The following is a 23,685-nucleotide window of genomic DNA, read 5'->3' as shown; positions in this document are numbered from 1 at the left end:
ACACCGCATCCCCCGGACGGCACCGTGCCCATGGCACGACGCTAACGGCAGCGGGCGGCGATCCGGGTCAGGCGGCACCGGACCGGTCCGCGGAGGAACCGGCCCGGCGGCACGCACTCAGTCGGCCAGGTGGGGAATGGTCCAGTCGACCGGGGTGTGGCCCTGCGCCGCGATCGCCGCGTCGATCTGCGTGAACGGACGGGAGCCGAAGAACTTCTTCGCCGACAGCGGGGAGGGGTGCGCGCCCTTGACGACGATGTGCCGGGACTCGTCGATCAGCGGCAGCTTCTTCTGCGCGTAGTTGCCCCACAGGACGAACACCGCCGGGTCGGGCCGGTCGGCCACCGCGCGGATCACCGCGTCCGTGAACTTCTCCCAGCCCTTGCCCTTGTGCGAGTTCGCCTCGCCGGAGCGGACCGTCAGGACCGCGTTGAGGAGGAGGACGCCCTGCCGGGCCCACGGCATCAGGTAGCCGTTGTCCGGGACGGGGGTGCCCAGCTCCTCGTGCATCTCCTTGTAGATGTTGCGCAGGGAGGGCGGGATCTTGACGCCGGGCCGCACCGAGAAGCACAGGCCGTGGCCCTGGCCCTCGCCGTGGTACGGGTCCTGGCCGAGGACGAGGACCTTCACCTGGTCGTACGGCGTCGCCTCGAGCGCGGCGAACACCTCCTCGCGCGGAGGGTAGACGGGACCCTTCGCGCGCTCCTCCTCGACGAACTCCGTCAGCTCCTTGAAGTAGGGCTGCTGCAGCTCGTCGCCCAGGACCCCGCGCCAGGACTCGGGCAGCATGGCGATGTCGGTCACGTCAACGTCCTCCGTTGTGCGGTCACTTACTCACCACAGAACCTACAGGCGACCACTGACATCGGCGCCCCGGACCGGGTTCCGGACCCGCTACCAGCTGGTCTTCCGGTACAGCTCCCACATCGTCATCATGGTCGCCGGGTCGATGACCTTCTCGAGGCCGGAGATCTCCTCGTCCGCCGCCACGTACTGCTTGCCCTGCCACAGCGGCAGCAGGCGCGCGTCGTTCACGAAGATCTTCTGCGCGTCCTCGATCTGCTGCTTCACCGCGCCGCGGTCGCTCTCCGCCCGCGACTCCGGCAGCAGCTTGTCGGTGATGGCGGGGGACTTGTACGGCGTACCGAGCGCGTTCTGCTCGCCCACGAACGGCGCGATGAAGTTGTCGGCGTCGTTGAAGTCGGGGAACCAACCGCGCCCGAACACCGGGTACTCGCCGTCCTGGTAGCCCTTGACGTAGGTCTTCCACGGGCGGCTCTTGAGGGTGATCTTGAAGAGGCCGGAGGCGTCCAGCTGCCGCTTCAGCTCCTCGAAGGCGGGCTTGGTCGTGGAGCCGTAGCGGTCGGTGGTGTACCAGAGGGTCAGCGGGACGGTCTCGGTGATCCCCGCTTCCCTGAGGATCGCCTTGGCCTTGGTCACGCTGGGGTTTCCGAAGTCGTCGAAGAAGCCCGTGGTGTGGCCGGTGAGTCCGGCCGGCACCATCGAGTACAGCGGCTCGACGGTGTCCTTGTAGATGTTGTGCACGAGCGCCGAGCGGTCGACGATCTGGGCGATGGCCTTGCGCACCGCGGGCTTCGCGGCCCACGGGTCGCTGGGGTTGAACACCAGGTAACTGATCTCGGTGGTGGGGTTCTCCACGAGCTGGAGCCCCTCCGCGTTCTGGTTCGTCTCGATGTCGACGATGTCGGAGGCGCCGAGACCGCGGTAGACGACCGAGATCTCCTTGCTCTTGAGGGCCTTGACCAGCTGGTCCGACTGCTGGAAGTAGCGGATGGTGACGGCGTCGTTCTTCAGGTCCGCTATGCCCTTGTAGGAGTCGTTGCGGACGAGTTCCGCCTGCTTGCCCTCGTCGTAGGACTGCAGCCGGTACGGTCCGGAGCCGACGATCCCGTTCTCCTTGCGGAGCGCGGTCGCCGGGTACTCCTCGGGGTCCACGATCGACATCGCGGGCGTGGTGAGCACCAGGGGGAACGTGGCGTCGGGCTGGCTGAGGCGGAAGACGACCTCGCGGTCGCCCTTCGTCTGCACCTGGGAGAGCGTCTCCAGCAGGCCCGCGGGTCCACCGTTGACGTTGATCTTCTTGATCCGGTCGAACGAGTACTTGACGGCCTTGGCGTCCAGCGTGTGCCCGTTGGAGAACTTCAGGCCCTCGCGCAGCGTGCAGCTGTACACGGTGCTCTTGCTGTCCTTGAACTCGCAGCTCTCGGCGGCGTCGGGTTCAGGGGTGGTCTGACCCGGGTTGTAGTTCAGCAGCGTCTGGTAGACGTTGCGGAAGAGCTCCCAGGAGCTGTCCCAGGAGGCCGCGGGATCCAGCGTGCTGGGAGCGCTGGTGGTGCCCACGACGATCGGTCCGGCGTCCTCGGAGCTCTCGTCTCCCAGAAGACCGCATCCGCTCACCAGGGATATGGACGCGATCACCGCCACATGCTGCAACGATCGATTCCGGTAGAACACGCACACGCTCCTCGTAAAAGCCATGCCAAGAGTGGCCAGACCATACCGCAGGCGCGGAAAGGCTCAACGGGTGGGAGGAAAGCGTTATTGATCAGCGAGAAATCGTGACGACGTTGTCATGCGCCGGGGCGGGTCCGGAAATGGACACGGGCCCCGGTTCCGTCAAGGAACCGGGGCCCGTGGCGGCGTGCGATGAGACTCAGGCCACACCGGCGTTGAGCAGGATGCCGCCGTCGACGACGAGCGTCTGACCGGTGATCCAGTCGGACTGCTCGGAGGTGAGGAAGGCGGCGGTGCCGCCGATGTCGGACGGCACGCCGAGCCGGCCCAGCGGGTAGCCGGCGGCCGCCTCCGCCTCCCGGCCCTCGTACAGGGCCTGGGCGAACTTGGTCTTCACGACGGCCGGGGCGATCGCGTTGACCCGGACGCGGGGCGCGAACTCGTGCGCCAGCTGCTGGGTCAGATTGATCATCGCGGCCTTGCTGATGCCGTACGCGCCGATGAAGGGCGAGGCCGACAGGCCCGCGAGGGAGGCGATGTTGACGATCGCGCCGCCGTTGTCCTTCTGCCAGGCGTGCCAGGTCTTCTGGGCGAAGCCGAGGGCGGAGACCACGTTGGTCTCGAAGACCTTGCGCGCCACCTCCAGGTCGAGGTCGGCGATCGGCCCGAACACCGGGTTGGTGCCCGCGTTGTTGACGAGGTAGTCGACGCGGCCGAAGGCCTCCATCGTCGCCTCGACGGCGGCCGTCTGGTGGTCGAGGTCGTGCGCCTTGCCGGCCACGCCGATGACCCGGTCGGCGCCGAGCTGCTCGACGGCCTCCTTCAGCGCGTCCTCGTTGCGGCCGGTGATGCAGACCCGGTCGCCGCGGGCGACGAGCGCCTCGGCGACGCCGTAGCCGATGCCGCGGCTCGCGCCCGTGACGAGCGCGACCTTGCCGGAGAGTTCCACGGTCATGGTTCCTGATCCCTAGTCGAGCGGTCCGCCGGCGACGTACAGCACCTGGCCGGAGACGAAGCCGGCGGCCTCGTTCGTGAAGAAGGCGATCGCGTTGGCGATGTCGTCGGGCTCGCCGACGCGGGCCACGGGGATCTGGGTGGCGGCGGCGGCCTTGAACTCCTCGAAGCCCATGCCGACCCGGGCGGCGGTCGCGGCGGTCATGTCGGTGGCGATGAAGCCGGGGGCGACGGCGTTGGCGGTGATGCCGAACTTGCCGAGCTCGATGGCGAGGGTCTTGGTGAAGCCCTGCAGACCGGCCTTGGCGGCCGAGTAGTTGGCCTGGCCGCGGTTGCCGAGCGCGGAGGAGGAGGACAGGTTGACGATCCGGCCGAAGCCGGCGTCGACCATGTGCTTCTGGACGGCCTTGGTCATCAGGAACGAGCCGCGCAGATGCACGTTCAGGACGGTGTCCCAGTCGGAGGCACTCATCTTGAACAGCAGGTTGTCGCGGAGCACGCCCGCGTTGTTGACGAGGATCGTCGGGGCGCCCAGCTCCGTCACGACACGGGCGATCGCGGCCTCGACCTGGGCCTCGTCTGAGACGTCGGCGCCGATCGCGACGGCCTTGCCGCCGGCCGCGGTGATCTTCTCCACGGTGTCCTTGCAGGCGGCCTCGTCGAGGTCGATCACGGCGACCGCACGGCCCTCGGCGGCCAGCCGTACGGCGGTGGCCGCGCCGATGCCGCGCGCCGCGCCCGTGACTACGGCGACCCGCTGTTCAGTGGTGGACATTCCTGTGTCTCCTCGCCCTTGAGAGAACCTGTCGCGCGGTGAGCGACCGCTTAGTACCTTCGGCAGACGTGACGCTAGAAGCCCTGGCACCCGGTGTCAACGCCACACGGCGCCGGTGTGATCCATTACCTCACCAGGAGGTCCAGCAACCGCCCCGCCTCGGCCGCCGGATCGGTGGTGAGTCCGGTGTGCACGGGCCCCGGCTGCACCATCGCCGAGCGCGGCGCGACCAGCCAGCGGAACCGCCGTCCCGGGTCGTCGCCGGCCGCCTGCCCGGCCGCCGCGCCGCCGCCGCACACGCCCTCGACGGCCGCCAGCGCGGCCCTGATCCCGGCCACGTCGGCGCCCGGGTCCAGGGCGAGCAGCCGTCCCTCGTCGAGATGGGTGCGGGCGCCGACGTAGGCCCGGGCGCGGCAGTAGACCAGCACGCCCGCGTTGATGCACTCGCCGCGCTCCACCCTCGGCACCACCCGCAGCAGGGCGTACTCGAAGACGTCCCGGTCGCCGCCCTGGCCGGACCGGGTGATGTGCCGCTCGGTCACGTGGCCGGCCATGTGGATGTGGCGCTCGCTCACTTGTTCTCCTCGATGCCGGTGATGCGGTCGGCGATGACGGCCGCCCGGGTGAGCAGCGGCCGGGCGTAGGCCGCTCTCAGGTCGTCCGGGGTGTCGAAGCCCGGTTCGTCCGCGAGCCAGACGTCGGGGATCTCGGCGGTGACCTCGGCGAGCAGGTCGGCGGTGACCAGCGGGGCGAGCCGCTCGGCGGCGCCGGCGATGTCGGGGGCGAAGGAGGCCAGGGCGTGGTCGGAGGCGTCGTAGGGGCGGGCCGCGGAGGTCTCGACCGTGGGCCAGTTGTGGTGCCAGATCAGGGTGGCGCCGTGGTCGATGAGCCACAGTTCGCCGCGCCGCAGCAGCAGGTTGGGGTTGCGCCAGGAGCGGTCGACGTTGTTGACGAGCGCGTCGAACCAGATGACGGCGCCGGCCTCCGCGGGGCTCACCGGGAAGGCGAGGGGGTCGTAGCCGAGGGCGCCGGAGAGGAAGTCCATGCCGAGGTTGGTGCCGCCGCTGGACCGGAGCAGCTCCTGGACCTGCGGATCGGGTTCGCCGAGGCCGAGGACGGGGTCGAGGGCGAGGGTCACGAGCCGGGGCATCCGCAGGCCCAGCCGGCGGGCGAGCTCGCCGCAGACGACCTCCGCGACCAGGGTCTTGCGGCCCTGTCCGGCGCCGGTGAACTTGATGACGTACGTTCCGAGGTCGTCGGCCTCGACGAGTCCCGGCAGCGAGCCGCCCTCACGCAACGCCGTGATGTAGCGGGTGGCGGTGACTTCCTTGAGCATCGCCCCAGGTTACTGGGGCCCGGTGGGACGGCGTCCGACAGCTCCGCGACAGCTCCGGCTTACGCGGGCCTGATCTCGAACAGGTCAATATCTCGACACCGTCCGGACTTGGCGGGGGTTCTGAACACGCGGCGCCCACCGGCCGTACCTCTCGACAGGTCCACCCACCCCCCCTGGAAGGAAATCCCCAGCATGACCAGCGCATCGATCAACTCCGCGTCGAAACCCGCCCGCCGTACGGTCATGGCGGCCGCCGGAGCCGCGGGGCTCTCCGTCGCGCTGACGGCGTGCGGAGGGTCCGACGACGACTCCTCCTCGTCGGCCTCGACCGGCGGGACGACGGGCTCGACGGGTGCCGGTGGGGCCGCGAGCACCGGCGGTGCGGCCGGCGGCGCGCTGGCCGCGACCGCCGACATCCCCGAGGGCGGCGGCAAGATCTTCGACGCGCAGAAGGTGGTCGTCACCCAGCCGGCGGCGGGCACGTACAAGGCGTTCTCGGCCGTGTGCACCCACCAGGGCTGTGCGGTGAAGACCATCGCGGACGGGGTCATCAACTGCCCCTGCCACAACAGCAACTTCTCGATCGAGGACGGCAGCGTGAAGAGCGGTCCGGCGAGGCAGGCGCTGCCCGAGGTGAAGATCAGCGTCAGCGGCGACTCGATCACGCTGGCCTGACGTCCGGACGCCGGAGGGCCGTCAGCACCTCGTCGGTGGTCGTGACCGTGGCGACCAGCGCGAGGGTGTGGCGGATCATCGCGGGGGTGTAGTCGGCCGGCACCCCCGCGACGGCGTCCGAGGGCACGACGGCGGTGTAGCCCCGGTTGACCGCGTCGAAGACGGTGTTCGGGATCGCCACGTTGGCCGAGACCCCGGTGACGATCAGGGTGCGGCAGCCGAGGTTGCGCAGCAGGGCGTCGAGGTCGGTGCCCTGGATCGGCGAGAGCCCGTGCAGCCGCCGTACGACGAGATCCCGGCCGGCGACCTCGATCGGGGGCGCGACACGGGTGGCCTCGGTGCCGGTGAGCTGCTGGACGGGCAGGCGCTCGGCGGCCCGGAAGAGGCGTGCGTTGCGGTTGGCGCCCAGGCCGTCGGGGCGGCGCTCGGCGATGGCGTGGACGACCTGGACGTCGCTGCCGTGCGCGGCGGCGACCAGCCGGGCCACCTGGGTGAGGGCGCCCGACTCCCTCGCCGCGGCGGCGAGTTGGGGCAGTGCGGCGCCGGGGCCGACGACGCCCCGCTGGCATTCCACCGTGAGCAGCACGGTGGAGTCGGGGTCGAGGAGGTCCCGGAGCGCTTCGGACGAGGGCACGGCTCCCCCTGGTTGTCGGGATACTTGCTTTTCTGACGCACTGTCAGAAAAGTCGTAGTGGTAAGCAGTACACGGGAAGCAGTGACAAGAGAAGAAGGATGAGGGGGCCGGATGACCGTCACTCAGCGCCGGGGCCGGAAGATCATGATGTCGCCGGGAGAGCTGGACGCGTTCCTCACCACCCAGCGCACCTGCCGGGTGGCCACGGTGTCCGCCGACGGCGCCCCGCACGTGAGCGCGCTGTGGTTCCTGTGGGACGGCAGCGCGCTGTGGCTGTACTCCGTGGTGCGCAGCAAGCGCTGGACGCAGCTGTGCCGTGATCCGCGGGTCGCGATCGTGGTCGACACGGGCGAGGAGTACGACGCACTGCGGGGCGTCGAGCTGTCCGGCGCCGTGGAGTTCGTGGGCGAGGCTCCGCGCACCGGCGAGCTGTGCGCCGAACTGGACGCCGTGGAGACGCTGTTCGCCCGCAAGAATTTCGGCCTGGACGCGATGCCGCACGACGGGCGGCACGCGTGGGTGCGGCTGCGGCCGGAGAAGGTCGTCTCCTGGGACTTCCGCAAGCTGGGCGACGGGTAACGCCCCGCACCGTTCAACTCACCGTGGAACCGGCCGCCTTGAGGGCCGCGACCGCCGCCCGGATCGACGGACGGCGGTCCGCGTCCGCCCGCCAGACCACGTACACATGGCGGCGCACCCGCTGCTTGAGCGGGACCAGGACGACGCCCTCGGGCACCGGGTCGCGTCCGAGCAGCGGCACGATGCAGACCCCCAGGCCGGCGGCGACCAGACCGAGTTGGGTGTGGGTCTCGGCGGCCCGGTGGCCGACGATCGGTTCGACGCCGCGCGAGCGCAGGGTGAACATCAGCCATTCGTGACAGAACTCGCCCTCGCCCCAGGTGATCCACTCGTCCCCGGCGAACTCCGCGAGATCCACCTCGTCCCGGCCCGCGAGGGGATGCCCGGCCGGCATGGCGACATCGGCGGGGTCGTCCAGGACGGGCGCCTTGACCAGCCCGTCCGGCACGGGCATCGGCTTGTTGTACCAGTCCAGGACGACCGCGAGGTCGAGATCGCCGCGGACGACCCCCGCGACGCCGTTCTCCGGTTCCAGCTCGCAGGAGCGCAGCCGCAGCGCCGGGTGCGCCTTGCGCAGCTCGGCGAGCGCGACCGGGAACAGTCCGCGCGCGGCGGTGGGGAACGCGGAGATCCGCAGCTCCCCCGCGACCTGCCCGCGCCGGGCCTCCAGATCGGACTGGGCCAGCTCCACCTGGGACAGGATCCGGGCCGCGTGCTCGGCCAGCAGGCGCCCCGCGTCGGTCAGCCGCACCCCGCGGCCGTGCTTGGCCAGCAGCCGCTGCCCGACCTCGCGCTCCAGCTTGGCCAGCTGCTGCGAGACGGCCGAGGTCGTGATGTGCAGGCCCGCGGCGGCGCCACTGACGCTGCCGTGCCGGGCGAGGGCGTCGAGGGTCCGCAGGCGCTCCAGGTTCAACATATAAGCAATGCTACGAGGTATCGCGTGCGAATTCTCGATTGTGCTACGAAGTTGTGTGCCGCACAGTTGCCGTCATGACCGCCGCCGCCGACACCACTGCCAGAACCAGCGCCGACACCGCCGCCGACACCGCCACCCGGGCCTCCGCCCCCGCGGTCCCCCGCACCCGCCGCACCCTGGACTGGCGACTGAGGTTCGGCGCGCTCTCGCTGATCTGGGGCTTCAGCTTCCTGCTCATCAAGGTGGGCACGCAGGGTTACGCCCCGTTCCAGGTCACCCTGGGCCGGCTGGTGTTCGGCACGGCGGTGCTGGCGGCCGCGATGCTGGTGCGGCGGGAGCGGCTCCCGCGCGGGGCCCGCACCTGGGCGCATCTGACGGTCGCCGCGTTCCTGCTGAACGCCCTGCCGTTCTCGCTCTTCGCCTACTCCGAGCTCACGATCCCCTCCACCCTGGCCGGCATCTGCAACGCCACCTCGCCCCTGTGGGGCATGGCGCTCTCCCTGGTCGCCCTGTCCGAGGACCGGCCCACCCGGGTCCGGGTGGCGGGGCTCGGCCTGGGCTTCCTCGGGGTCCTGACGGTCCTGGGCGCCTGGCAGGGCTTCCAGGGCCTCGACGCCCGCGGCACGGCGATGGCCCTGCTGGCCTCGCTGAGCTACCCGATCGGCTGGATCTACGTCCGCCGCACCCTGGCCGGGACGGGGGCCTCGGCCCTGTCGATGACCGGCGCGCAACTGGGCGTGGCCGCCCTCCAGCTCGCGGTCGTCACCCCGCTGGTCGCCGGCGTCCCGGACCACGTCGCCCCGCTGCCGCTCCTGGCGATCGCCGCGCTGGGCGCCCTCGGCACCGGTCTGGCCCTGCTGATCCAGTACGGGCTGGTGGCGGAGGTCGGCCCGACCACCGCGCAGATGGTCACCTACTTCATCCCGGTGATCGCGACGGGGGCGGGGGTGGCGTTCCTCGGCGAGCCGCTGAGCTGGTCGACGCCGGTGGGGGCGGTGATCGTGCTGGCGGGGGCGGCGCTCACGCAGGCGAGGGGCAAGCGGTGAACGCGGGAGCCGTGTCCCCCGAGGGTCGCGAGGAACTGCGCGACCGGCCACGGCGCACCGGCACCCGCCCACAACCCGCACCCCTACGGCGCTGGACGTAACCACGAGCTACACATAACTACGAGGGGGAACCGGCCCCAGGGCCGAGGCCACCGCGTCCGCCAGCGGCCCCACCTCCTCGCCCCCCAGCGTCGACACGGTGATCCGGATGCCCGGCCCGGCGCTCAGCCGGAACCGCGCCCCCGGTGACACCGCCCACCCGGCGTGCAGCAGTCTCGCCACCACCCCGGTCTCGTCCGGGACCGGCACCCACACGTTCATCCCGCTGCGCCCGTGCGCGGCGACCCCCCTCTCGGCCAGCGCGGCGATCAGCGCCTCCCGTCGTCCCCGGTAGGCCGCGGCCACCGCGTGGCCGTCCACCGCGCCGTCGGCCCACAGCCGCTCCACGGCCCGCTGGAGGAGAAGGCTCACCCAACCGGGCCCCAGCCGCTGCCGTCCCCGGACCCGGTCCACGGTCACCTCGTCGCCGGTCAGCACGGCGAGCCGCAGGTCGGGGCCGTAGGCCTTGGCGACCGAGCGGACGAAGGCCCAGTGCCGGGTGACGCCCGCCAGGGGACACAGCGGCAGGTCGACGATGCCGTGTCCGTGGTCGTCCTCGATCAGCAGCACCCCGGGGTGGTCCGCGAGCACCGCCCGCAGCGCACGCGCGCGTGCGGCGGTCACGGAGGCGCCGGTGGGGTTCTGGGCGCGGTCGGTGATCAGCACGGCGCGCACCCCGCTCTCCAGGGCCGCGCGCAGGCCGTCCGGGAGCGGGCCCTCGTCGTCGACGCCGACCGGGACCGTGCGCAGCCCGAGCGCCGGGACGAGGTCGAGGGTGCGCCCCCAGCCGGGGTCCTCCACCGCGACCCCGTCGCCCGGCTTGAGGTGGGCGGCGAGGACGCGTTCGACGGCGTCCAGGGAGCCGGAGGCCACGGTGAGCGGTCCGGCGGGCACGCCGTCGGCGTCGAGCGCGGCGCGGGCCGCCCGGGCCAGGCCGGGGTCCACAGGATCGGCGCCGTACAGGACCGGCTCGCGGTCGGCGCGGGCGGCGGCCGCCGCGAAGGCGGGGGCGAGCGGGGGCAGCAGGGCCGGATCGGGGTTGCCGTCCGCCAGGTCGCGGACGCCCTCCGGCACGTCGAGGCGGACGTTCTCCCGGCCGGTGGTGGCGGGCTTGGGCCGCACCCGGCTGCCGCGGCGCCCGTGCGTCTCGATCACTCCGCGTTCACGCAGGGTGCGGTACGCGGCGGCGACCGTGTTCGGATTCACGCCGAGCGTGACCGCCAACTCCCTCATCGGCGGCAGCGACTGCCCCGGCTGCAGGGCGCCCTCGCCCACCGCGCGCTCGATGCTCGCGGAAATGTCCGCTGCGCGGCTGCCTTGGATCGGATACTCTCCTAGCACAAAGTCTATTATGCACTAGTGCAATGGAGAACGCCCATGCAGGCGACACCCCGGCCCGCACCGCAGCCCGCCGCGTACCCCGCGACCAACCGCACGGTCCCCACACGCTCCGCGGAGCGGGCCGCCTACGACAAGGAGCTGGTGCACGCGATACTCGACGAGGGGTACGTCTGCCACCTCGGTTTCGTCCGCGACGGCGCGCCGGTCGTCCTGCCGACGCTGTACGGACGGGTCGGCGAGGTGCTGTACGTGCACGGCTCCACGGGTTCGCGTCCGCTGCGGATGGCGGGCCGGGCCGAACCGGGGCTGCCGGTGTGCCTGACGGTGACGCACGTGGACGGTCTGGTGCTGGCCCGCTCCGCCTTCCACCACTCGATCAACTACCGCTCGGTCGTGGTGCACGGCCTGGCGTACGACGTCACCGACCCGGAGGAGAAGCGTGCCGCCCTCGACGCGCTGGTCAACCATGTCGTCCCGGGCCGCGCCGCCGACTCCCGCCCGGCGAACAAGAAGGAACTGGCGGCGACCGCGGTGATCCGCCTCGACCTGAACGAGGTCTCCGCCAAGACCCGCACCGGCGGGGTCAACGACGAGCCCGAGGATCTGGCCCTGGCGCACTGGGCCGGAGTGCTCCCGCTGCGCAAGGGGTACGGCGCCCCGCTCCCGGAGGCCGACCTGGCCCCCGGCACGCCGGTCCCGGACTACCTGACGGCCCTGTGACGCGCCGGCGCCGCCGCAGTCCCCTCCCCCGCCCTCGGCGCCCGCGTCAGGCAGTGGCCTCGCGGGCGGCCTGATCCCGCTCGGGCTCACCGCCGGCGACGGGCTGCGGGGAGCCCTTGGCGGGCGCGGACGACTGGGCGATGTACGCGCCGAGCAGCACCATCGCACCCCCGGCGAGCTGCGGCGCCGAGAGGTGCTCGCCCAGCAGGACCCAGGCCAGCACGGTCGCGACGACCGCCTCCAGACACGCCACGACCCCCGCGACCTGCGGGGAGAGCCGGCGTACCGAGAGCACGCCGGTGACGTACGCGACGACCGTGGCGATCAGCACGATCCAGCCGAGCAGCAGCCAGGCCGGGAGCCGGGTGCCGTTCAGGTCGGCGGAGCCCGTGAGCACGGAGAAGTCCAGGTTCCACGGACGGGCCACGACGGTGAGCACCAGGGCGCCGGTCAGCAGTCCGTAGGCGATCACGCCGAGCGGGTCGGGGGCGTCGTCGCCCGCGTCGCCGCCCTGGTCGGCCAGGACGAAGTAGCCGACCTGGCAACAGGCGGCGGCCAGCGCGAGGACCAGCCCGAGGGCGTCGAACCGGAGCCCCGACCAGATCTCGACGACACAGGTGAGCCCGCCGACCGCGAGGACCACCCCGAGCGCGGCGGCGCGGGTCACCGGCCGCCGCTGCACGAACCGCACCCAGCCCAGCACCAGGGCGGGCGCCAGATACTCCAGGAGCAGGGACACCGCGACGGGCATCCGGGAGATCGAGGCGAAGTAGAAGGCCTGGACCCCGGCCACCGCGAGCAGGCCGAACCCGGCGAGGAGCGCGGGGCGGCGGCGCAGCAGGGCTCGGTGGCGCACGGCGAGCGGCAGCATGACCAGCGCGGCGCCGGTCACCCTCAGCCAGACCACGTGCAGCGGGTCGAGCCCCGCCTCGATCAGGGGCTTGGCCGCGACCCCCGATCCGCCGAAGGCGATCGCCGACCCGACCGCCAGCCCGAGCCCGATGCCCTTGCCGCGGCTGCCCTGACTGCTTCCAGAGGTGCGCACCGGCACATGATGACAGGCACTGACAGGACCGTCATCCCCGATGGCACCTGTCTCGGGAACCGGACGGTACGTCGTACAGTCCCGGCTCCGCTGCCGTCAGGCTCTCCTCGACGCGGGCGCGCAGATCGGGCACGTCCACCCCGGCGTGGGCGAGGACCTCGACGGCCCGGGCCTGCGGGTCCGCGACGAGCGCGAGGAGGAGGTCGAGGCCGGGAGCCCGGACCGCGTCCCGGCGGCCGCCGCGCGCGCCCGCCTGTTCCAGCGCGGCCGCGGCGAGCGGCGAGACCCCCTCCACCGCCGGGACGACCGGCAGCGCCCCGGAGTCCTCGACACCGCTCTGCCAGCGCAGGCCGTAGCCGATGCTGCGCTGGACGAGATAGCCGAGCAGCCGCGGGAGCTGGGGCCCGTCACCGAAGGCGGCGCGGACCCGGGGGTCGTGTTCGAGGAGTGAGTGCAGCAGATGGACGGTGTCGATCTGACGGTCCCCGTCGCGCACCGCGCGGCGGCGGGCGGCCGCGAGGACCGCCGCACAGTCGTGGTCGGGTCTCGGGGCGTCGTCCGTCCCGTGCGTCGCCTGGTCATCCGTCGGCTGCCGGGGAATACGGGGTTGCACATCCCCACCTCATCAGCCCAGCCCGGTCGCGTCATCCCCGGAAGGGAGCATCCGCACGTCCCACGCAGAGCGGACACCAGTGGAGGCAATCTCCTCCTTGCGGATGAGATCAGGCCATCCATGCGTCAGGGGCGCGCGCCTCCTTGACGGTTCATCAGTATTGAATGTTCGAGGCCCTGGAGCTACGTTCCGCGACACCGCAGCGCCCAGTTGCCCGACCCGAGGAGGGTGGTCTCATGGCCGAAGTCAGCGCGGAGGCACGCATCCAGGCACCGGCCGAGAAGGTGTGGGCCCAGCTCACCGACTGGCCTGCCTACGGGGAGTGGAACGCGACGCACACCAACTTCCCCGGCGGCGGCCCCGAGAGCCTCGAGGTGGGCGCGACCTTCCAGGAGAACATGAAGCTGATGGGCTTCCCGGCCGAGGTCGAGTGGACGGTCGAGGAGCTGGAACCGGCGCGGGTGCTGGTGATCCGCGGCAAGGGCCCGATGGCGGTGTCCGTGGCCACCCGCTACACCCTCACCCCGGACGGGGACGCCACGACGGTGCGCATCGACGGCGAGTTCACGGGCGCGGCCGTGTCGCTGATGGCGGGCAAGCTGAAGGACTCGGGAACGGCCGCGCTGAACGAGTCGCTGCGCAAACTGGGCGGGCTGGTGGCCTGACCCGGCCCGGCCACGGCCGCCGTACGGCACGCAAGGGCGCCCCGCGGATCACTCCGCGGGGCGCCGTCACCGCCGTACGACCGTCGCGGCGTCGCCGGACGGACGACTGCCGTCAGTCCTCGTCGGCGAGGATCAGGTACAGCTTCTTGCGGGCCTCGTTGATGACCGTGAGCGCCTTGTCGCGCTGGTCCTTGCTGCCGGTCTTCCAGACCTGCCCGAAGGCCTCCATCAGCCCGAAGCCGGCCTGGCGGATCTCGCCGAGCGCCTCCCAGTCGACGCCACGCGTGGCCTCCTCCCAGGGGGCGTCCGGCCCCTCCTCGGCCGCGGTACGGCCCTCCTCGGTGAGAGAGAACAGCTTCTTGCCGCCTTCGCTCTCACTGCTGATCAGCCCCTCGTCCTCCAGGAGCTGGAGGGTCGGGTACACCGAGCCGGGGCTGGGCTTCCACGCCCCGCCGCTGCGCTCGGCGATCTCCTGGATCATCTCGTAACCGTGCATCGGACGGTCCTTGAGCAGGGCCAGGATCGAGGCCCGTACGTCACCGCGCCGCGCCCTTCCCCTGGGCCCGCCGCGCCCTCGTCCCGCCCCAGGGGCCGGGACCGAAGCCCGGTCCGCCCGGACCGAAACCGGGACCGCCCGGACCGAAGGGCCCGAAGGCCGCCCGCCGGCCACCCCGTCCACCGCGGCCGCTCCAGGGGCCGTCCTGACCATGTCCACGCTCGAATCCGTGGGTACGCATCGCCCATCACTCCATTCCATCGTTGATCTGTCGCGATGCGTCAACGATATATCGGAACAGTTCGGTTGGCAAGGCTCCGCCGATAGGGTGCGGACATGACTGCGCAGCGCGGCCCGCACGCCTACCTCTCCGAACTGTTCTCGCTGGACGGCCTGGTGGCCCTGGTGACGGGCGGCAGTTCCGGCATCGGACGCGCCATCGCCGGCGCGCTCGCGGGGGCGGGGGCGCGCGTGGTGGTCGTGGCCCGCCGGGAACCGGAGCTGGCCGCCACCGTCGAGGAGCTGACCGCGGCGGGCGGCCGGGGCGGCCTGGGTGAGCGCGGATCTGAGCACCCGCGACGGGGTCCGCGCGGCGGCGGAGAGCGCGGCCGCCGTGTTCGGCGAGCCCGACATCCTCGTCAACAGCGCGGGCGTCAACCTGCGGCCGCCGATGGGCGAGCTGGGCGAGGACGTGTGGGACGCCACCATGGCCGTGAACCTGGAGGCTCCCTACCTGCTGGGCCTGCGGTTCGGTCCCGGCATGGCCGAGCGGGGCTTCGGACGGATCATCCACCTCACCTCCCAGCAGGCGCACCGGGCCTTCGTCCGGAGCGGCGCGTACGGGGTCTCCAAGGGGGCACTGGAGTCACTGGCCCGTTCCCAGGCGGAGGCATGGTCGCCGCACGGCGTCACCTGCAACACCCTGGTGCCCGGCTTCGTCATGACCCCGCTCAACACACGGCTGTCGGCCGACCCGGAGCGCGTGGCCGCACTGGCCGCCCGCACCATGGTCGGCCGCAACGGACTGGCCGAGGACTTCGCCGGGGCCGCGGTGTTCCTGGCCTCCCGCGCCTCCGGCTACGTCACCGGGCAGGCGCTCTTCGTCGACGGCGGTTTCTCCGTCCACTGAAACTCTCCGGGGGTGCACACCTAGTAGTGCCTGGTCAGGTTGATTCGCCGGTGGCGTGTCCGTTTGATCGGGTGTGTCGTTGACGTGTTGTGCTGGGTGGGGAGTTGGCCGCGGTCCGGTGTGATCTGGAGGACTTCGCGGCGGAGATGTTCGAGTCGTTCGCGCGGGCGGATCAGCGCCGGTGGGGCCAGGTGTATCTGCGGGGCCTGCTGCTGGACGGGCGGCGCAAGTTGGTGGAACCGATGGCCGCCCGTCTGGGCGAGGACGGCAACCGGCAGGCCCTGGCGAACTTCATCACCACCAGCCCGTGGGACGCGGCTCATGTCCGCGCTCGCCTCGCCTGGCGGATGCAGCACGTGATCAAGCCGACCGCGCTGATCGTGGATGACACCGGCTTCCTCAAGGACGGGGACGCCTCTGCGTGTGTGGCCCGGCAGTACACCGGCACCGCGGGCAAGGTCACCAACTGCCAGGCCGGGGTGTCCCTGCACATGGCCTCCGATGCGGCGTCGGCGGCCATCGACTGGCGCTTGTTCCTGCCCGAGAGCTGGGACCCCGCCTCACCGAAGGCCGATGCGGCCAAGGTGGCCCGCCGCACGAAGTGCGGCATCCCCGAAGAGGTCGGCCATGTCGAGAAGTGGCAGCTGGCCCTGGACATGATCGACGAGGCCAGGTCGTGGGGCATCGACGACATCCCGCTCGTCGTCGCCGACGGCGGCTACGGCGACGCCGCAGCCTTCCGCCTCGGCCTGGAGGAGCGCGGCCTTGACTACGTGGTGGGCATCTCCACCACGACCACTGCCCAGCCGGAAGAAGCCAGGCCCCACATCCCGCCCTACGGCGGTCGAGGGCCTCGGCCGCAGCCTGTTTACCCCGAGCCGGCCCAGGCCGTGAAAAAGCTGGTCATCGCGGCCGGCAAGCGGGCCGCGAAGCCGGTGCAGTGGCGGGAAGGCTCCCGCCCGGGCACCGGCCGCAGCGGCTTGAAACGGATGTACTCGCGGTTCGTGGCCCTGCGGATCAGGCCCGCCGGACGCGAGATCCGCAAAGCCTGCGACGGCCCGGAGCTGCCGGTGCGCCGGCTGCTGGCCGAATGGCCCGCCACCGAGCCCGAACCCGTGCAGTTCTGGCTGTCCAACCTGCCCGCCGACACTCCGCTGGCCACCCTCGTGCGCACCGCGAAGCTGCGCTGGCGCATCGAGCACGACTACCGCGAGATGAAGCAGGCCCTGGGCCTGGCCCACTTCGAAGGCCGCACCTGGCGAGGCTGGCACCACCACGTCACCCTGGTCTCCGTCGCGCACGCCTTCTGCACCCTCCAGCGCATCACCCGGTCCCCAAAAGAGACGGCGCCGGCCTGAGCCTCTACAAGGTCGCCCGCGAACTGCAGCTACTGCTCGCGGTCTGGACCGGCGCCTGCCCCACCTGTCACCGCAACATGCCAGAACCGATATCCACCTGACCAAGCACTACTAGTGCCGTGACCGGAAAGGTTTGCCGGTAAGCTCGCGGCGTCCGGTGCGGTGCATCGCAAGGCGGAGCGTCGCCCGCGTACTGGATGTACTCGGGTGATGCGACAACGCGGCGAGGTGCCGTGCCGGGCGTCGCGAGCCGGTGAACCTTTCCGGTCACGGCGCTGGGCCACCTGTGGGACGAACTGGTGCATCTGGTCGTGGCCCGGTTCGACGACGCCGTAGCTGCTCTCGGGCACCTCGTTCCAGGCGCCCGGCAGGTCGCCCAGGGGCTCGGAGACCACGAGCCGGGTGTCGTCGGAGGACCTCGCGCAGGAAGGCGAAATCGGGGTGGAGCTCGCGCAGGGTCTCCACCGCGGTGCTGTAGAACAGCGAGCGGGACTGTCCCTGGCTGGAGTAGCGGAAGCCCCACACCCGCTCGCCGTCGGCGACCGAGACCGTCATCTGCAGCGGGAACTCCACGTCGTGGTCGTGTCCGACCTGCTCCACGAACCCCGCCATCCGCTCGACGGCGGCCGGCGGGTCCTTCTCCAGGCCGAAGGTGAGGGCCAGGTAGAACATCATCTCGGAGTCCGTCGAGCCCTCCATGTCGAGGAACAGCTCCGGGTCGAGGGCGAGGGCGAGGTCACGGCGCATCCGGTGGAAGTCGTTGATCGCCCCGTTGTGCATCCACAGCCAGCGGCCGTGCCGGAAGGGGTGGCAGTTGGTCTGCTGCACCGCCGTACCGGTCGTCGCCCGGATGTGGGCGAAGAACAGCGGGGAACGGACATGGCGGGCGATCTCCCGCAGATTGCGGTTGCTCCACGCCGGTCCGACGTCCCGGAACACCGCCGGGACCTGGTCGTCCGACTCGGGCGCGTACCAGCCGATGCCGAAGCCGTCGCCGTTGGTCGTCTCCACGCCCATCCGGGAGTGCAGACTCTGGTCGATCAGCGAGTGCTGCGGCTTGTACAGGATCGTGTCGAGAAGGATCGGGGTCCCCGAGTAGGCCAGCCATCGGCACATGTCGTCAGCCTTCCTGTCATGCCGTCGCCGGTGCGGCGGACGGGTCAGGCGTACCGGTCGGGTCGTACGACGCACAGCGCCCAGATGACGAACGCGGAGAACGCGATCATCACCACCGACCAGACCGGGTAGTACGGCAGGGAGAGGAAGTTGGCGATGATGATGAGGCTCGCGATGGCCACACCGCCGACGCGGGCCCACAGGGCCGTCTGGAACAGCCCCAGGCTGATGATCACCGCGACCGCCCCGAGGATCAGATGGACCCAGCCCCAGCCGGTGACGTCGAAGCGGAAGACGTAGCTGCGCGTCGTGACGAAGATGTCGTCCTGGGCGATCCCCATGATCCCGCGGAAGATGTCCAGCACCCCGGCGATCATGAGCGTGACCGCGGCGAACGCCGTCAGACCTTCGGCCCAGTGCCGCCCGGTCTCGTGCGCGCGCGTCGGATTGGTCGTCATGCCCTGCCTCGATTCGGTGTCTTCGGTGTCGTCGGTCGGCTCAGTGGTGGCTCGCGGAGCCGTGCCCGCTGAGGACCAGCTGCTTGGCCCGGTCGAACTCCTCGTCCGTGATGTCCCCGCGGGCCTTGATCTCGGACAGCCTGGCGAGTTCGTCGACGCTGCTGGTGGGGCCGCCGGTGCCCTTGGCGGTCTGCCGGATGTAGTCGTCGAACTGCTGCTGCTGCTCCCGGGCCTGCGCGATCTCCCTGCGGCCCATGTTCTTCCCGCGGGCCACGACGTACACGAACACGCCCAGGAAGGGCAGGCAGATGCAGAACACCAGCCAGCCGGCCTTGGCCCAGCCGCTGAGGTCGTCGTCGCGGAAGATGTCCACGATCACCCGGAACAGCAGCACGAACCACATGATCCACAGGAAGAAGATCAGCATGGTCCAGAAGGCGCTGAGCAGCGGATAGTCGTAGGCGAGGTACGTGTCCCCGGTCATCTCGGTCCTCCGTTCCGGGCGTGCGCCCGATGGTTCCCGGGCAGGTGCCCGTCGGCCGTTGACTGCGTCTTCAGCGTGCGCACGGCAAACGCCCGGCGCCTCACCCCGAACGGGTGAGACCTGCCCGGCGCAGAGCCGCCCGCCAGGAGAGGGCGAGCGTCACCTCCGCGAGGCCCAGCAGCACCAGCCACAGCCCGAGCAGCCGGGTCAGCGCCCGGGCCGACTCGGTGGGCAGGGCCAGCACGACGATGCCCGCGACGACGGCGAGCAGGGCCGCGGCCAGGACGAAGCCGCGGTGCGGCAGGTCCCGGGCGGCCAGGGCCGTGTAGAGGGTGAGGACACCCGACACCAGCCAGACGACCCCGACGATCAGGGAGAGCGCGGCGATGGTCTGCAGCGGGTTGCGCAGACACAGCACGCCGGCCAGGACGTACAGCACGGACAGCAGGAGTCCGGGCAGCCGTTCGCCGTGGTCGTCCCGGGCGAACACGGCGACGAACCGGAACAGCCCGGTCACGAGCAGGTACAGCCCGATCAGCACCGCGAGCACGTGCAGGGTCTCGTCGGGCCAGACCAGCACCAGGATGCCCGGGACGAGCGTGGCGACGGCGGACCCGAGCAGCCAGGTCCAGGACCGGCCGACGGCGGAGAGGACGGCGGCGGGGTCCCCGCCGGGTGACGACGGCACGGTCATGGCTCCTCCAGCGGGGGTCAGTCCGGCATCTGCCGCATCTCCAGGACACGCAGTCCGAGGGACTGGCAGCGGGCCAGCAGGCCGTACAGATGCGCCTCGTCGACGACGTGCCCGAACAGGACGGTCTGGCCGGACATCACGACGTGGTCCAGCTCGGGAAAGACCTTGATCAACGTCTCCGACATCTGTCCGTCGACACGGATCTCGTAGCGCATGAGCCTTCCTAGTGGTCTCCCTGCGATGGTCCGTCGCGGCGGTCCGCGAGAGCCTCACCCACCAGAGGTGAGACACCACCCGGGCCACTCGGCTGATCTGCGGCGACGCCTTCCGAGCACCTCCCGGTCAATGGGTGATGAGCAGCTTGAACAGGATGATCGCCAGGCCCAGCACCAGGTTCACCGCGGCCGTGACGGCCACCAGCGGCCAGGCGGCACCGGCCCGTCGGGCCGCCGCCACCGACCAGCCGACCTGGCCCGCCACGGCGACCGTCAGCGCCAGCCACAGCGTGCCGGTGAGATCGAGCCCGAGGAGGGGGCTGACGGCGACGGCGACCGCTGGCGGGACGGCGGCCTCGACGATCGGCCACTCCTCCCGGCACACGTGCAGCAGGACCGCCCGGCCCGGCCGCCGCTGGACCAGCCGCGCCCCGAACATCTGGGCGTGCACATGGGCCAGCCAGAACGCCACGCCCGTCAGCACCAGCAGCCCCACCACCTCCAGTCGGGGGAAGTCGCCCAGCGCTCCGGCGCCGACCACGACGGACGCGGCGAGCATCGAGCCGTAGACGCCCCCGGTGTAGTCGGCGCGGGAGCGCCGCCCGAGGGCGGACTCCCCGCTTTGGAGGTGGTCGGTGTCGGACATGGCCCGGCTCCTTCGCGGGTCAGGCCGCGTCGGCGCTCGACGGCTGCGCACGGCGGGTGGACGGCCGGGTCGGCAGGTGCGAGGTGACGAGGAAACTGGCCAGGGTGATGCCTCCGGCGGCGAGGATCCCCGCCTTCAGACCGTCGAGCTGGGCCGTGGCGTAGGACTCGGTGAGCGCGTCGACTTCGGCGGGCGGCAGCCCGGCCTGCTCGGCGGCCGACCGCACCTGGTCGGTGGGCACGAAGGAGATCCCGGCCTCCAGGGCGACGCCGGTGCGCCGCACGGTCTCCTCGGACAGCCGGGGGTCGTTCTCCACCTGGGTGGTGAAGGCCTGGGCGAGGGCGCCGACGAGCAGGGACCCGATGAGCGCGGTGCCGAGCGCCGACCCGAGGTTCTGGGCGGTGAACTGCAGCCCGCCCGCCTCGCTGCGCTCCTCCTCGCCCACGCTGGACTGCACGACGTTGCCGAGCTGCGAGGCGAGCAGCCCCATCCCGACGCCGAGCAGGCCCATCGCGCAGCCGAACTGCACGTCGTCGATGTCCGGGTCGATGGTGGCCAGCAGCCACACGATGGCGGCCAGCAGGATCAGCAGGGCGAGGCGGACCACCAGGCGCGCCCCCACCTTGCGCCCGAGCCGGGCGGCGAGCGTGGACGCCAGGAGCATGGTGACGGAGACGGGCAGCAGGCGCAGTCCCGTCTCGAAGGCGTCGAAGCCCTGGACGACCTGGAGGTAGAGCGGGATGGCGAAGAACAGGCCGAGCAGAATGAGGTTCTGGCTGAGCAGACACAGCAGGCCGGAGCGCAGGGTCGGCTGGCGCAGCAGGTCGAGATGGACCAGGGGGTCCGTGTGGTGCCGCTCCCGGTGCCGTTCCCAGCGCACGAAGGCGGTCAGGACGGCGACGCCGAGACCGATCACGAAGAGGGTCGGCGCGAACCCCAGGACGGTGAAGGGCGGGTTGCGCGGCTGCACCCAGCCCCAGGTACCGCTCTGGAGCACCCCGAGCACGCCGAGTGCCAGGCCCACCGCGGAGAGCGCGGCGCCGATCCCGTCCAGCCGCGGCCGGGGGCCGGTCTGCGGGACGTCGGCGATCACCCGCCGGAAGGCGAGGATCGCGAGGACGACCACGACCTCCCCGGCGAAGACCAGCCGCCAGGTGAGGTACGTCGTCACCCAGCCGCCCAGCAGCGGTCCGACGGCGATGCCCGCGCCGGCCAGCCCGCCGATGACGCCGTACGCGACGGCCCGGTCGCGTCCCCGGTAGGAGGCGGCGACCAGGGCGGCCATGGCGGGCAGCACCATCGCCGCGCCCAGCCCCTCGATGACCGACCAGCCCAGGGCGAGGACCCACACGGTGGGGGCGGCGGCGGTCAGGGCCGAGCCCGCGGCGTAGACGGCCAGGCCCAGCAGGAACATGCGGCGCCGTCCGAGGATGTCGCCGAACCTGCCGCCCACGATCATGAAAGCGGCCATGACCAGCGCGTACAGCGTGATGACGGCCTGGATGGCGGTCACCTCGGTGTCGAAGTCCTCGACCAGCTGGCTGATGGAGACGTTCATGACGGAGGTGTCCAGCACCATCAGGAACTGGGCCGTGCCGAGGACGATCAGAGCCCGCCAGTGTGTCACCGTGTCCACCTCGCCGAGTCGGCCCGGGACGCCGGTGGGCGTCGGCCGGGCGGCGGCCGCGACCGACCGGCCGCCCCTCCATCGCAGCTCAGGGGCGGGTGCGGCGCCTCACCCGTCACGGGCGAGTCCGCGCCGGTCATTCCGTGAGCTGCCGGAAGACCTTCCTCAGGTCCTGGGCCTGACCGTCGTCGATCCACGCCAGCGGCGCGTAGTGGTAGGCGACGCCCGCCGGGCGCGCCAGCAGGGGCCGCCCCCCGGCGTCCGTGGGCCACTCGACGGCGCCGGTGACGGTGCGGGCGGCGAAGGTCCAGTGGTCGCCGGAGACGTACTGCCCGCACGGCGCGAAGTAGATCTGCACCCCGTCCTCCAGGTCGAGCCACTCGCCCTCGACCAGCCCGACCGCGCCGCCCGCCGGCCGGGGCGCGCCGCGACGGCGGCTCTCCGGCTGGTCCCAGCGCCGCAGATACGGATGGCGCCCCGGCTGCCGGCCGACCGTGGGGGCCGGTTCCCCGGACAGGCGCACCCGCCGCCCGGGCAGGTCGATCTCGACCACCTGGAGCAGGTCGTGGATCTCACCGCGCCCGTCGGACGCGTCGTCGCCGATCTCGACGAAGTCGCCGACGTCCAGGTCGAGCTTGTCGTCGCGGCCCAGCGCCTCCAGGGTGACCCAGTCGTCGACCGCGGTCAGCGGCAGCACCACCGACCCGTTCTCGCGCGACCACTTGTACGACGCCTCGCCGGCCTCGCCCCCGCGGTGGATCTCCACCCGGTAGAGCTGGTTCTCCGGTCCCCGGTAGCGCGCGTCCGGCGCCACCGCGCAGGGATCGTTCTCGGTCCGTGCCGGCCGCTCGGCGCGCGCGGCGAGCCGACAGGTGCGGTCCTGCTGCGCGGCGACCCACGCGTCGAACGCCGCCGCGGGGTCACAGCGCCGGTCCTCCCCCAGCCGGAGGGGCAGCACCTCCCAGTCGGCCCGTACCCGCGCCGTGGTGTCGGGCAGGGCGGCGCCGAGCGCGGTCTCCCGCAGCAGGGGGTCCTGTACGGCCGTCACCAGCCGGTCGCGCACCCGCAGGTAGGCGAGGAACGGGCCGGACGGCAGCTCGTCCTCGTCCCGCTCGACGTCGCGGTGGGCGTACGGCTGGTCCCAGTAGGTCCACGCCGGGCCGGTGCCGGTGCCGTCGGCGGTCCTCGCCCCGGCCTCGGCGCCCGTGTCCGGGTGGGCGCGCCCCGCGTCCGTCGGCCGGCCTCCGCACTCCTCCACCGCCGGCAGCGGCTCCGGGCGGGTGGCGTCGACCGCGATGCCGTCCACGTAGTAGCGGCCGGGAGCGATCGTGAGCGAGGCCTTCTCGCCCTCGGACTCGGGGCCGTACTCGATCCGGAAGCCGTCGCCGGGCCCGCCGTGCCGGCCGATCAGGTCGGCGGCCAGGGCCCGGTCGGCCGCCAGCGCGAGCTCGGCCTGCTCGTTGGCCTCGGCGTCCAGCAGCACCCGGCCCTGCTGGCTGACGACCGCGACGTAGTGCTCCTGCGGCCGGTACGTCCGACGCGAAAAATCGCCGTGCATCCTTTGCCTTCCCTCCGATGCGTCGAGTGAC

24 protein-coding genes and 3 pseudogenes are annotated in these 23,685 nt (G+C 71.9%); 7 read left to right on the top strand and 20 right to left on the bottom strand.

The window, feature by feature from the left end; all coding sequences use genetic code 11:
- Nucleotides 1-117: 117 nt before the first annotated feature.
- The 6 genes from ung to U5640_RS38205 form a co-directional block, all read right to left on the bottom strand.
- Nucleotides 118-804, bottom strand: a complete 687-nt coding sequence (gene ung / locus U5640_RS38230; protein ID WP_340383651.1) for a uracil-DNA glycosylase — start codon at nt 802-804, stop codon at nt 118-120.
- A 90-nt stretch (nt 805-894) separates the two neighbouring features.
- Nucleotides 895-2,475, bottom strand: a complete 1,581-nt coding sequence (locus U5640_RS38225; protein ID WP_340383648.1) for an ABC transporter substrate-binding protein — start codon at nt 2,473-2,475, stop codon at nt 895-897.
- A gap of 199 nt (nt 2,476-2,674) precedes the next feature.
- Nucleotides 2,675-3,430 (bottom strand): SDR family oxidoreductase, encoded by a 756-nt coding sequence (locus U5640_RS38220; RefSeq protein WP_055635517.1) that lies wholly within the window; start codon nt 3,428-3,430, stop codon nt 2,675-2,677.
- 12 nt (nt 3,431-3,442) lie between these two features.
- Complete coding sequence (gene fabG / locus U5640_RS38215) at nt 3,443-4,204, bottom strand: 3-oxoacyl-ACP reductase FabG (protein ID WP_340383645.1); 762 nt, start codon at nt 4,202-4,204, stop codon at nt 3,443-3,445.
- Nucleotides 4,205-4,329: 125 nt separating this feature from the next.
- Nucleotides 4,330-4,758, bottom strand: coding sequence for a DUF3037 domain-containing protein (locus U5640_RS38210; protein ID WP_340385579.1), 429 nt, complete (start codon nt 4,756-4,758; stop codon nt 4,330-4,332).
- Nucleotides 4,759-4,775: 17 nt separating this feature from the next.
- Complete coding sequence (locus tag U5640_RS38205) at nt 4,776-5,540, bottom strand: HipA family kinase (protein WP_340383643.1); 765 nt, start codon at nt 5,538-5,540, stop codon at nt 4,776-4,778.
- Between the two features lie 192 nt (nt 5,541-5,732).
- Between U5640_RS38205 and U5640_RS38200 the strand changes: the two genes are divergently transcribed.
- Nucleotides 5,733-6,215, top strand: a complete 483-nt coding sequence (locus U5640_RS38200) for a Rieske (2Fe-2S) protein (RefSeq protein ID WP_340383641.1) — start codon at nt 5,733-5,735, stop codon at nt 6,213-6,215.
- On the opposite strand, the gene U5640_RS38195 is transcribed toward U5640_RS38200, so the two are convergent.
- The gene (locus U5640_RS38195) at nt 6,202-6,849 is read right to left on the bottom strand and encodes a cysteine hydrolase (protein ID WP_340383639.1); all 648 of its coding nucleotides are present in this window, start codon (nt 6,847-6,849) and stop codon (nt 6,202-6,204) included. The genes U5640_RS38200 and U5640_RS38195 overlap by 14 nt on opposite strands.
- Before the next feature lie 111 nt (nt 6,850-6,960).
- Here U5640_RS38195 and U5640_RS38190 point away from each other — a divergent pair, with 111 nt between their 5' ends.
- On the top strand, nt 6,961-7,428 hold the full coding sequence (locus tag U5640_RS38190; protein WP_340383638.1) for a pyridoxamine 5'-phosphate oxidase family protein: 468 nt from the start codon (nt 6,961-6,963) through the stop codon (nt 7,426-7,428).
- A gap of 13 nt (nt 7,429-7,441) precedes the next feature.
- Here U5640_RS38190 and U5640_RS38185 read toward each other — a convergent pair whose 3' ends face one another.
- Nucleotides 7,442-8,344 carry a LysR family transcriptional regulator gene (locus tag U5640_RS38185; RefSeq protein ID WP_340383636.1) on the bottom strand — a complete coding sequence of 301 codons (903 nt, stop codon included), beginning with the start codon at nt 8,342-8,344 and terminating at the stop codon, nt 7,442-7,444.
- Between the two features lie 74 nt (nt 8,345-8,418).
- On the opposite strand from U5640_RS38185, the gene U5640_RS38180 reads away from it, so the two are divergent.
- Nucleotides 8,419-9,390 carry a DMT family transporter gene (locus U5640_RS38180; RefSeq protein ID WP_340383634.1) on the top strand — a complete coding sequence of 324 codons (972 nt, stop codon included), beginning with the start codon at nt 8,419-8,421 and terminating at the stop codon, nt 9,388-9,390.
- A gap of 108 nt (nt 9,391-9,498) precedes the next feature.
- Here U5640_RS38180 and U5640_RS38175 read toward each other — a convergent pair whose 3' ends face one another.
- A complete protein-coding gene (locus U5640_RS38175; RefSeq protein WP_340383632.1) occupies nt 9,499-10,830 on the bottom strand; it encodes an aminotransferase class I/II-fold pyridoxal phosphate-dependent enzyme in 1,332 nt (443 codons plus the stop codon).
- 36 nt (nt 10,831-10,866) lie between these two features.
- Between U5640_RS38175 and U5640_RS38170 the strand changes: the two genes are divergently transcribed.
- Nucleotides 10,867-11,550: a pyridoxamine 5'-phosphate oxidase family protein gene (locus U5640_RS38170; RefSeq protein ID WP_340383630.1), complete on the top strand. Its 684-nt coding sequence runs from the start codon at nt 10,867-10,869 to the stop codon at nt 11,548-11,550.
- A 46-nt stretch (nt 11,551-11,596) separates the two neighbouring features.
- Here the strand turns inward: U5640_RS38170 and U5640_RS38165 are convergent, their stop codons facing one another.
- On the bottom strand, nt 11,597-12,601 hold the full coding sequence (locus tag U5640_RS38165) for a DMT family transporter (RefSeq protein WP_340383628.1): 1,005 nt from the start codon (nt 12,599-12,601) through the stop codon (nt 11,597-11,599).
- Nucleotides 12,602-12,626: 25 nt separating this feature from the next.
- The gene (locus U5640_RS38160; protein ID WP_340383626.1) at nt 12,627-13,208 is read right to left on the bottom strand and encodes a Clp protease N-terminal domain-containing protein; all 582 of its coding nucleotides are present in this window, start codon (nt 13,206-13,208) and stop codon (nt 12,627-12,629) included.
- 236 nt (nt 13,209-13,444) lie between these two features.
- On the opposite strand from U5640_RS38160, the gene U5640_RS38155 reads away from it, so the two are divergent.
- The gene (locus tag U5640_RS38155; protein WP_340383624.1) at nt 13,445-13,873 is read left to right on the top strand and encodes an SRPBCC family protein; all 429 of its coding nucleotides are present in this window, start codon (nt 13,445-13,447) and stop codon (nt 13,871-13,873) included.
- 112 nt (nt 13,874-13,985) lie between these two features.
- Here U5640_RS38155 and U5640_RS38150 read toward each other — a convergent pair.
- A pseudogene (locus U5640_RS38150) lies at nt 13,986-14,610 on the bottom strand (PadR family transcriptional regulator).
- A 95-nt stretch (nt 14,611-14,705) separates the two neighbouring features.
- Here U5640_RS38150 and U5640_RS38145 point away from each other — a divergent pair.
- Together U5640_RS38145 and U5640_RS38140 are read left to right on the top strand one after the other, a co-directional pair.
- Nucleotides 14,706-15,498, top strand: a pseudogene (locus U5640_RS38145) (SDR family oxidoreductase).
- Nucleotides 15,499-15,644: 146 nt separating this feature from the next.
- Nucleotides 15,645-16,856, top strand: a complete 1,212-nt coding sequence (locus U5640_RS38140; protein ID WP_340385577.1) for an IS701 family transposase — start codon at nt 15,645-15,647, stop codon at nt 16,854-16,856.
- A 287-nt stretch (nt 16,857-17,143) separates the two neighbouring features.
- On the opposite strand, the pseudogene U5640_RS38135 reads toward U5640_RS38140, so the two are convergent.
- The 8 genes and pseudogenes from U5640_RS38135 to U5640_RS38100 all read right to left on the bottom strand — a co-directional run.
- Nucleotides 17,144-17,972, bottom strand: a pseudogene (locus tag U5640_RS38135) (class II glutamine amidotransferase); the annotation flags it as partial.
- Nucleotides 17,973-18,016: 44 nt separating this feature from the next.
- Entirely contained in the window at nt 18,017-18,430 is a 414-nt protein-coding gene (locus U5640_RS38130) for a hypothetical protein (protein WP_340383622.1), read from the bottom strand.
- A gap of 40 nt (nt 18,431-18,470) precedes the next feature.
- Nucleotides 18,471-18,914 (bottom strand): SHOCT domain-containing protein, encoded by a 444-nt coding sequence (locus tag U5640_RS38125; RefSeq protein ID WP_340383620.1) that lies wholly within the window; start codon nt 18,912-18,914, stop codon nt 18,471-18,473.
- A 100-nt stretch (nt 18,915-19,014) separates the two neighbouring features.
- Entirely contained in the window at nt 19,015-19,608 is a 594-nt protein-coding gene (locus U5640_RS38120) for a DUF308 domain-containing protein (RefSeq protein ID WP_340383618.1), read from the bottom strand.
- Nucleotides 19,609-19,625: 17 nt separating this feature from the next.
- Entirely contained in the window at nt 19,626-19,823 is a 198-nt protein-coding gene (locus U5640_RS38115) for a hypothetical protein (protein ID WP_067256180.1), read from the bottom strand.
- Between the two features lie 127 nt (nt 19,824-19,950).
- The gene (locus U5640_RS38110) at nt 19,951-20,469 is read right to left on the bottom strand and encodes a hypothetical protein (RefSeq protein WP_340383614.1); all 519 of its coding nucleotides are present in this window, start codon (nt 20,467-20,469) and stop codon (nt 19,951-19,953) included.
- 19 nt (nt 20,470-20,488) lie between these two features.
- The gene (locus U5640_RS38105; RefSeq protein WP_340383612.1) at nt 20,489-22,096 is read right to left on the bottom strand and encodes an MFS transporter; all 1,608 of its coding nucleotides are present in this window, start codon (nt 22,094-22,096) and stop codon (nt 20,489-20,491) included.
- Nucleotides 22,097-22,232: 136 nt separating this feature from the next.
- Entirely contained in the window at nt 22,233-23,654 is a 1,422-nt protein-coding gene (locus tag U5640_RS38100; RefSeq protein WP_340383610.1) for a DUF6519 domain-containing protein, read from the bottom strand.
- Nucleotides 23,655-23,685 lie beyond the last annotated feature (31 nt).

Source organism: Streptomyces sp. SS7, from assembly GCF_037993025.1.
Lineage (GTDB): Bacteria > Actinomycetota > Actinomycetes > Streptomycetales > Streptomycetaceae > Streptomyces.
This window is presented reverse-complemented; position numbering and strand designations above follow the sequence as displayed.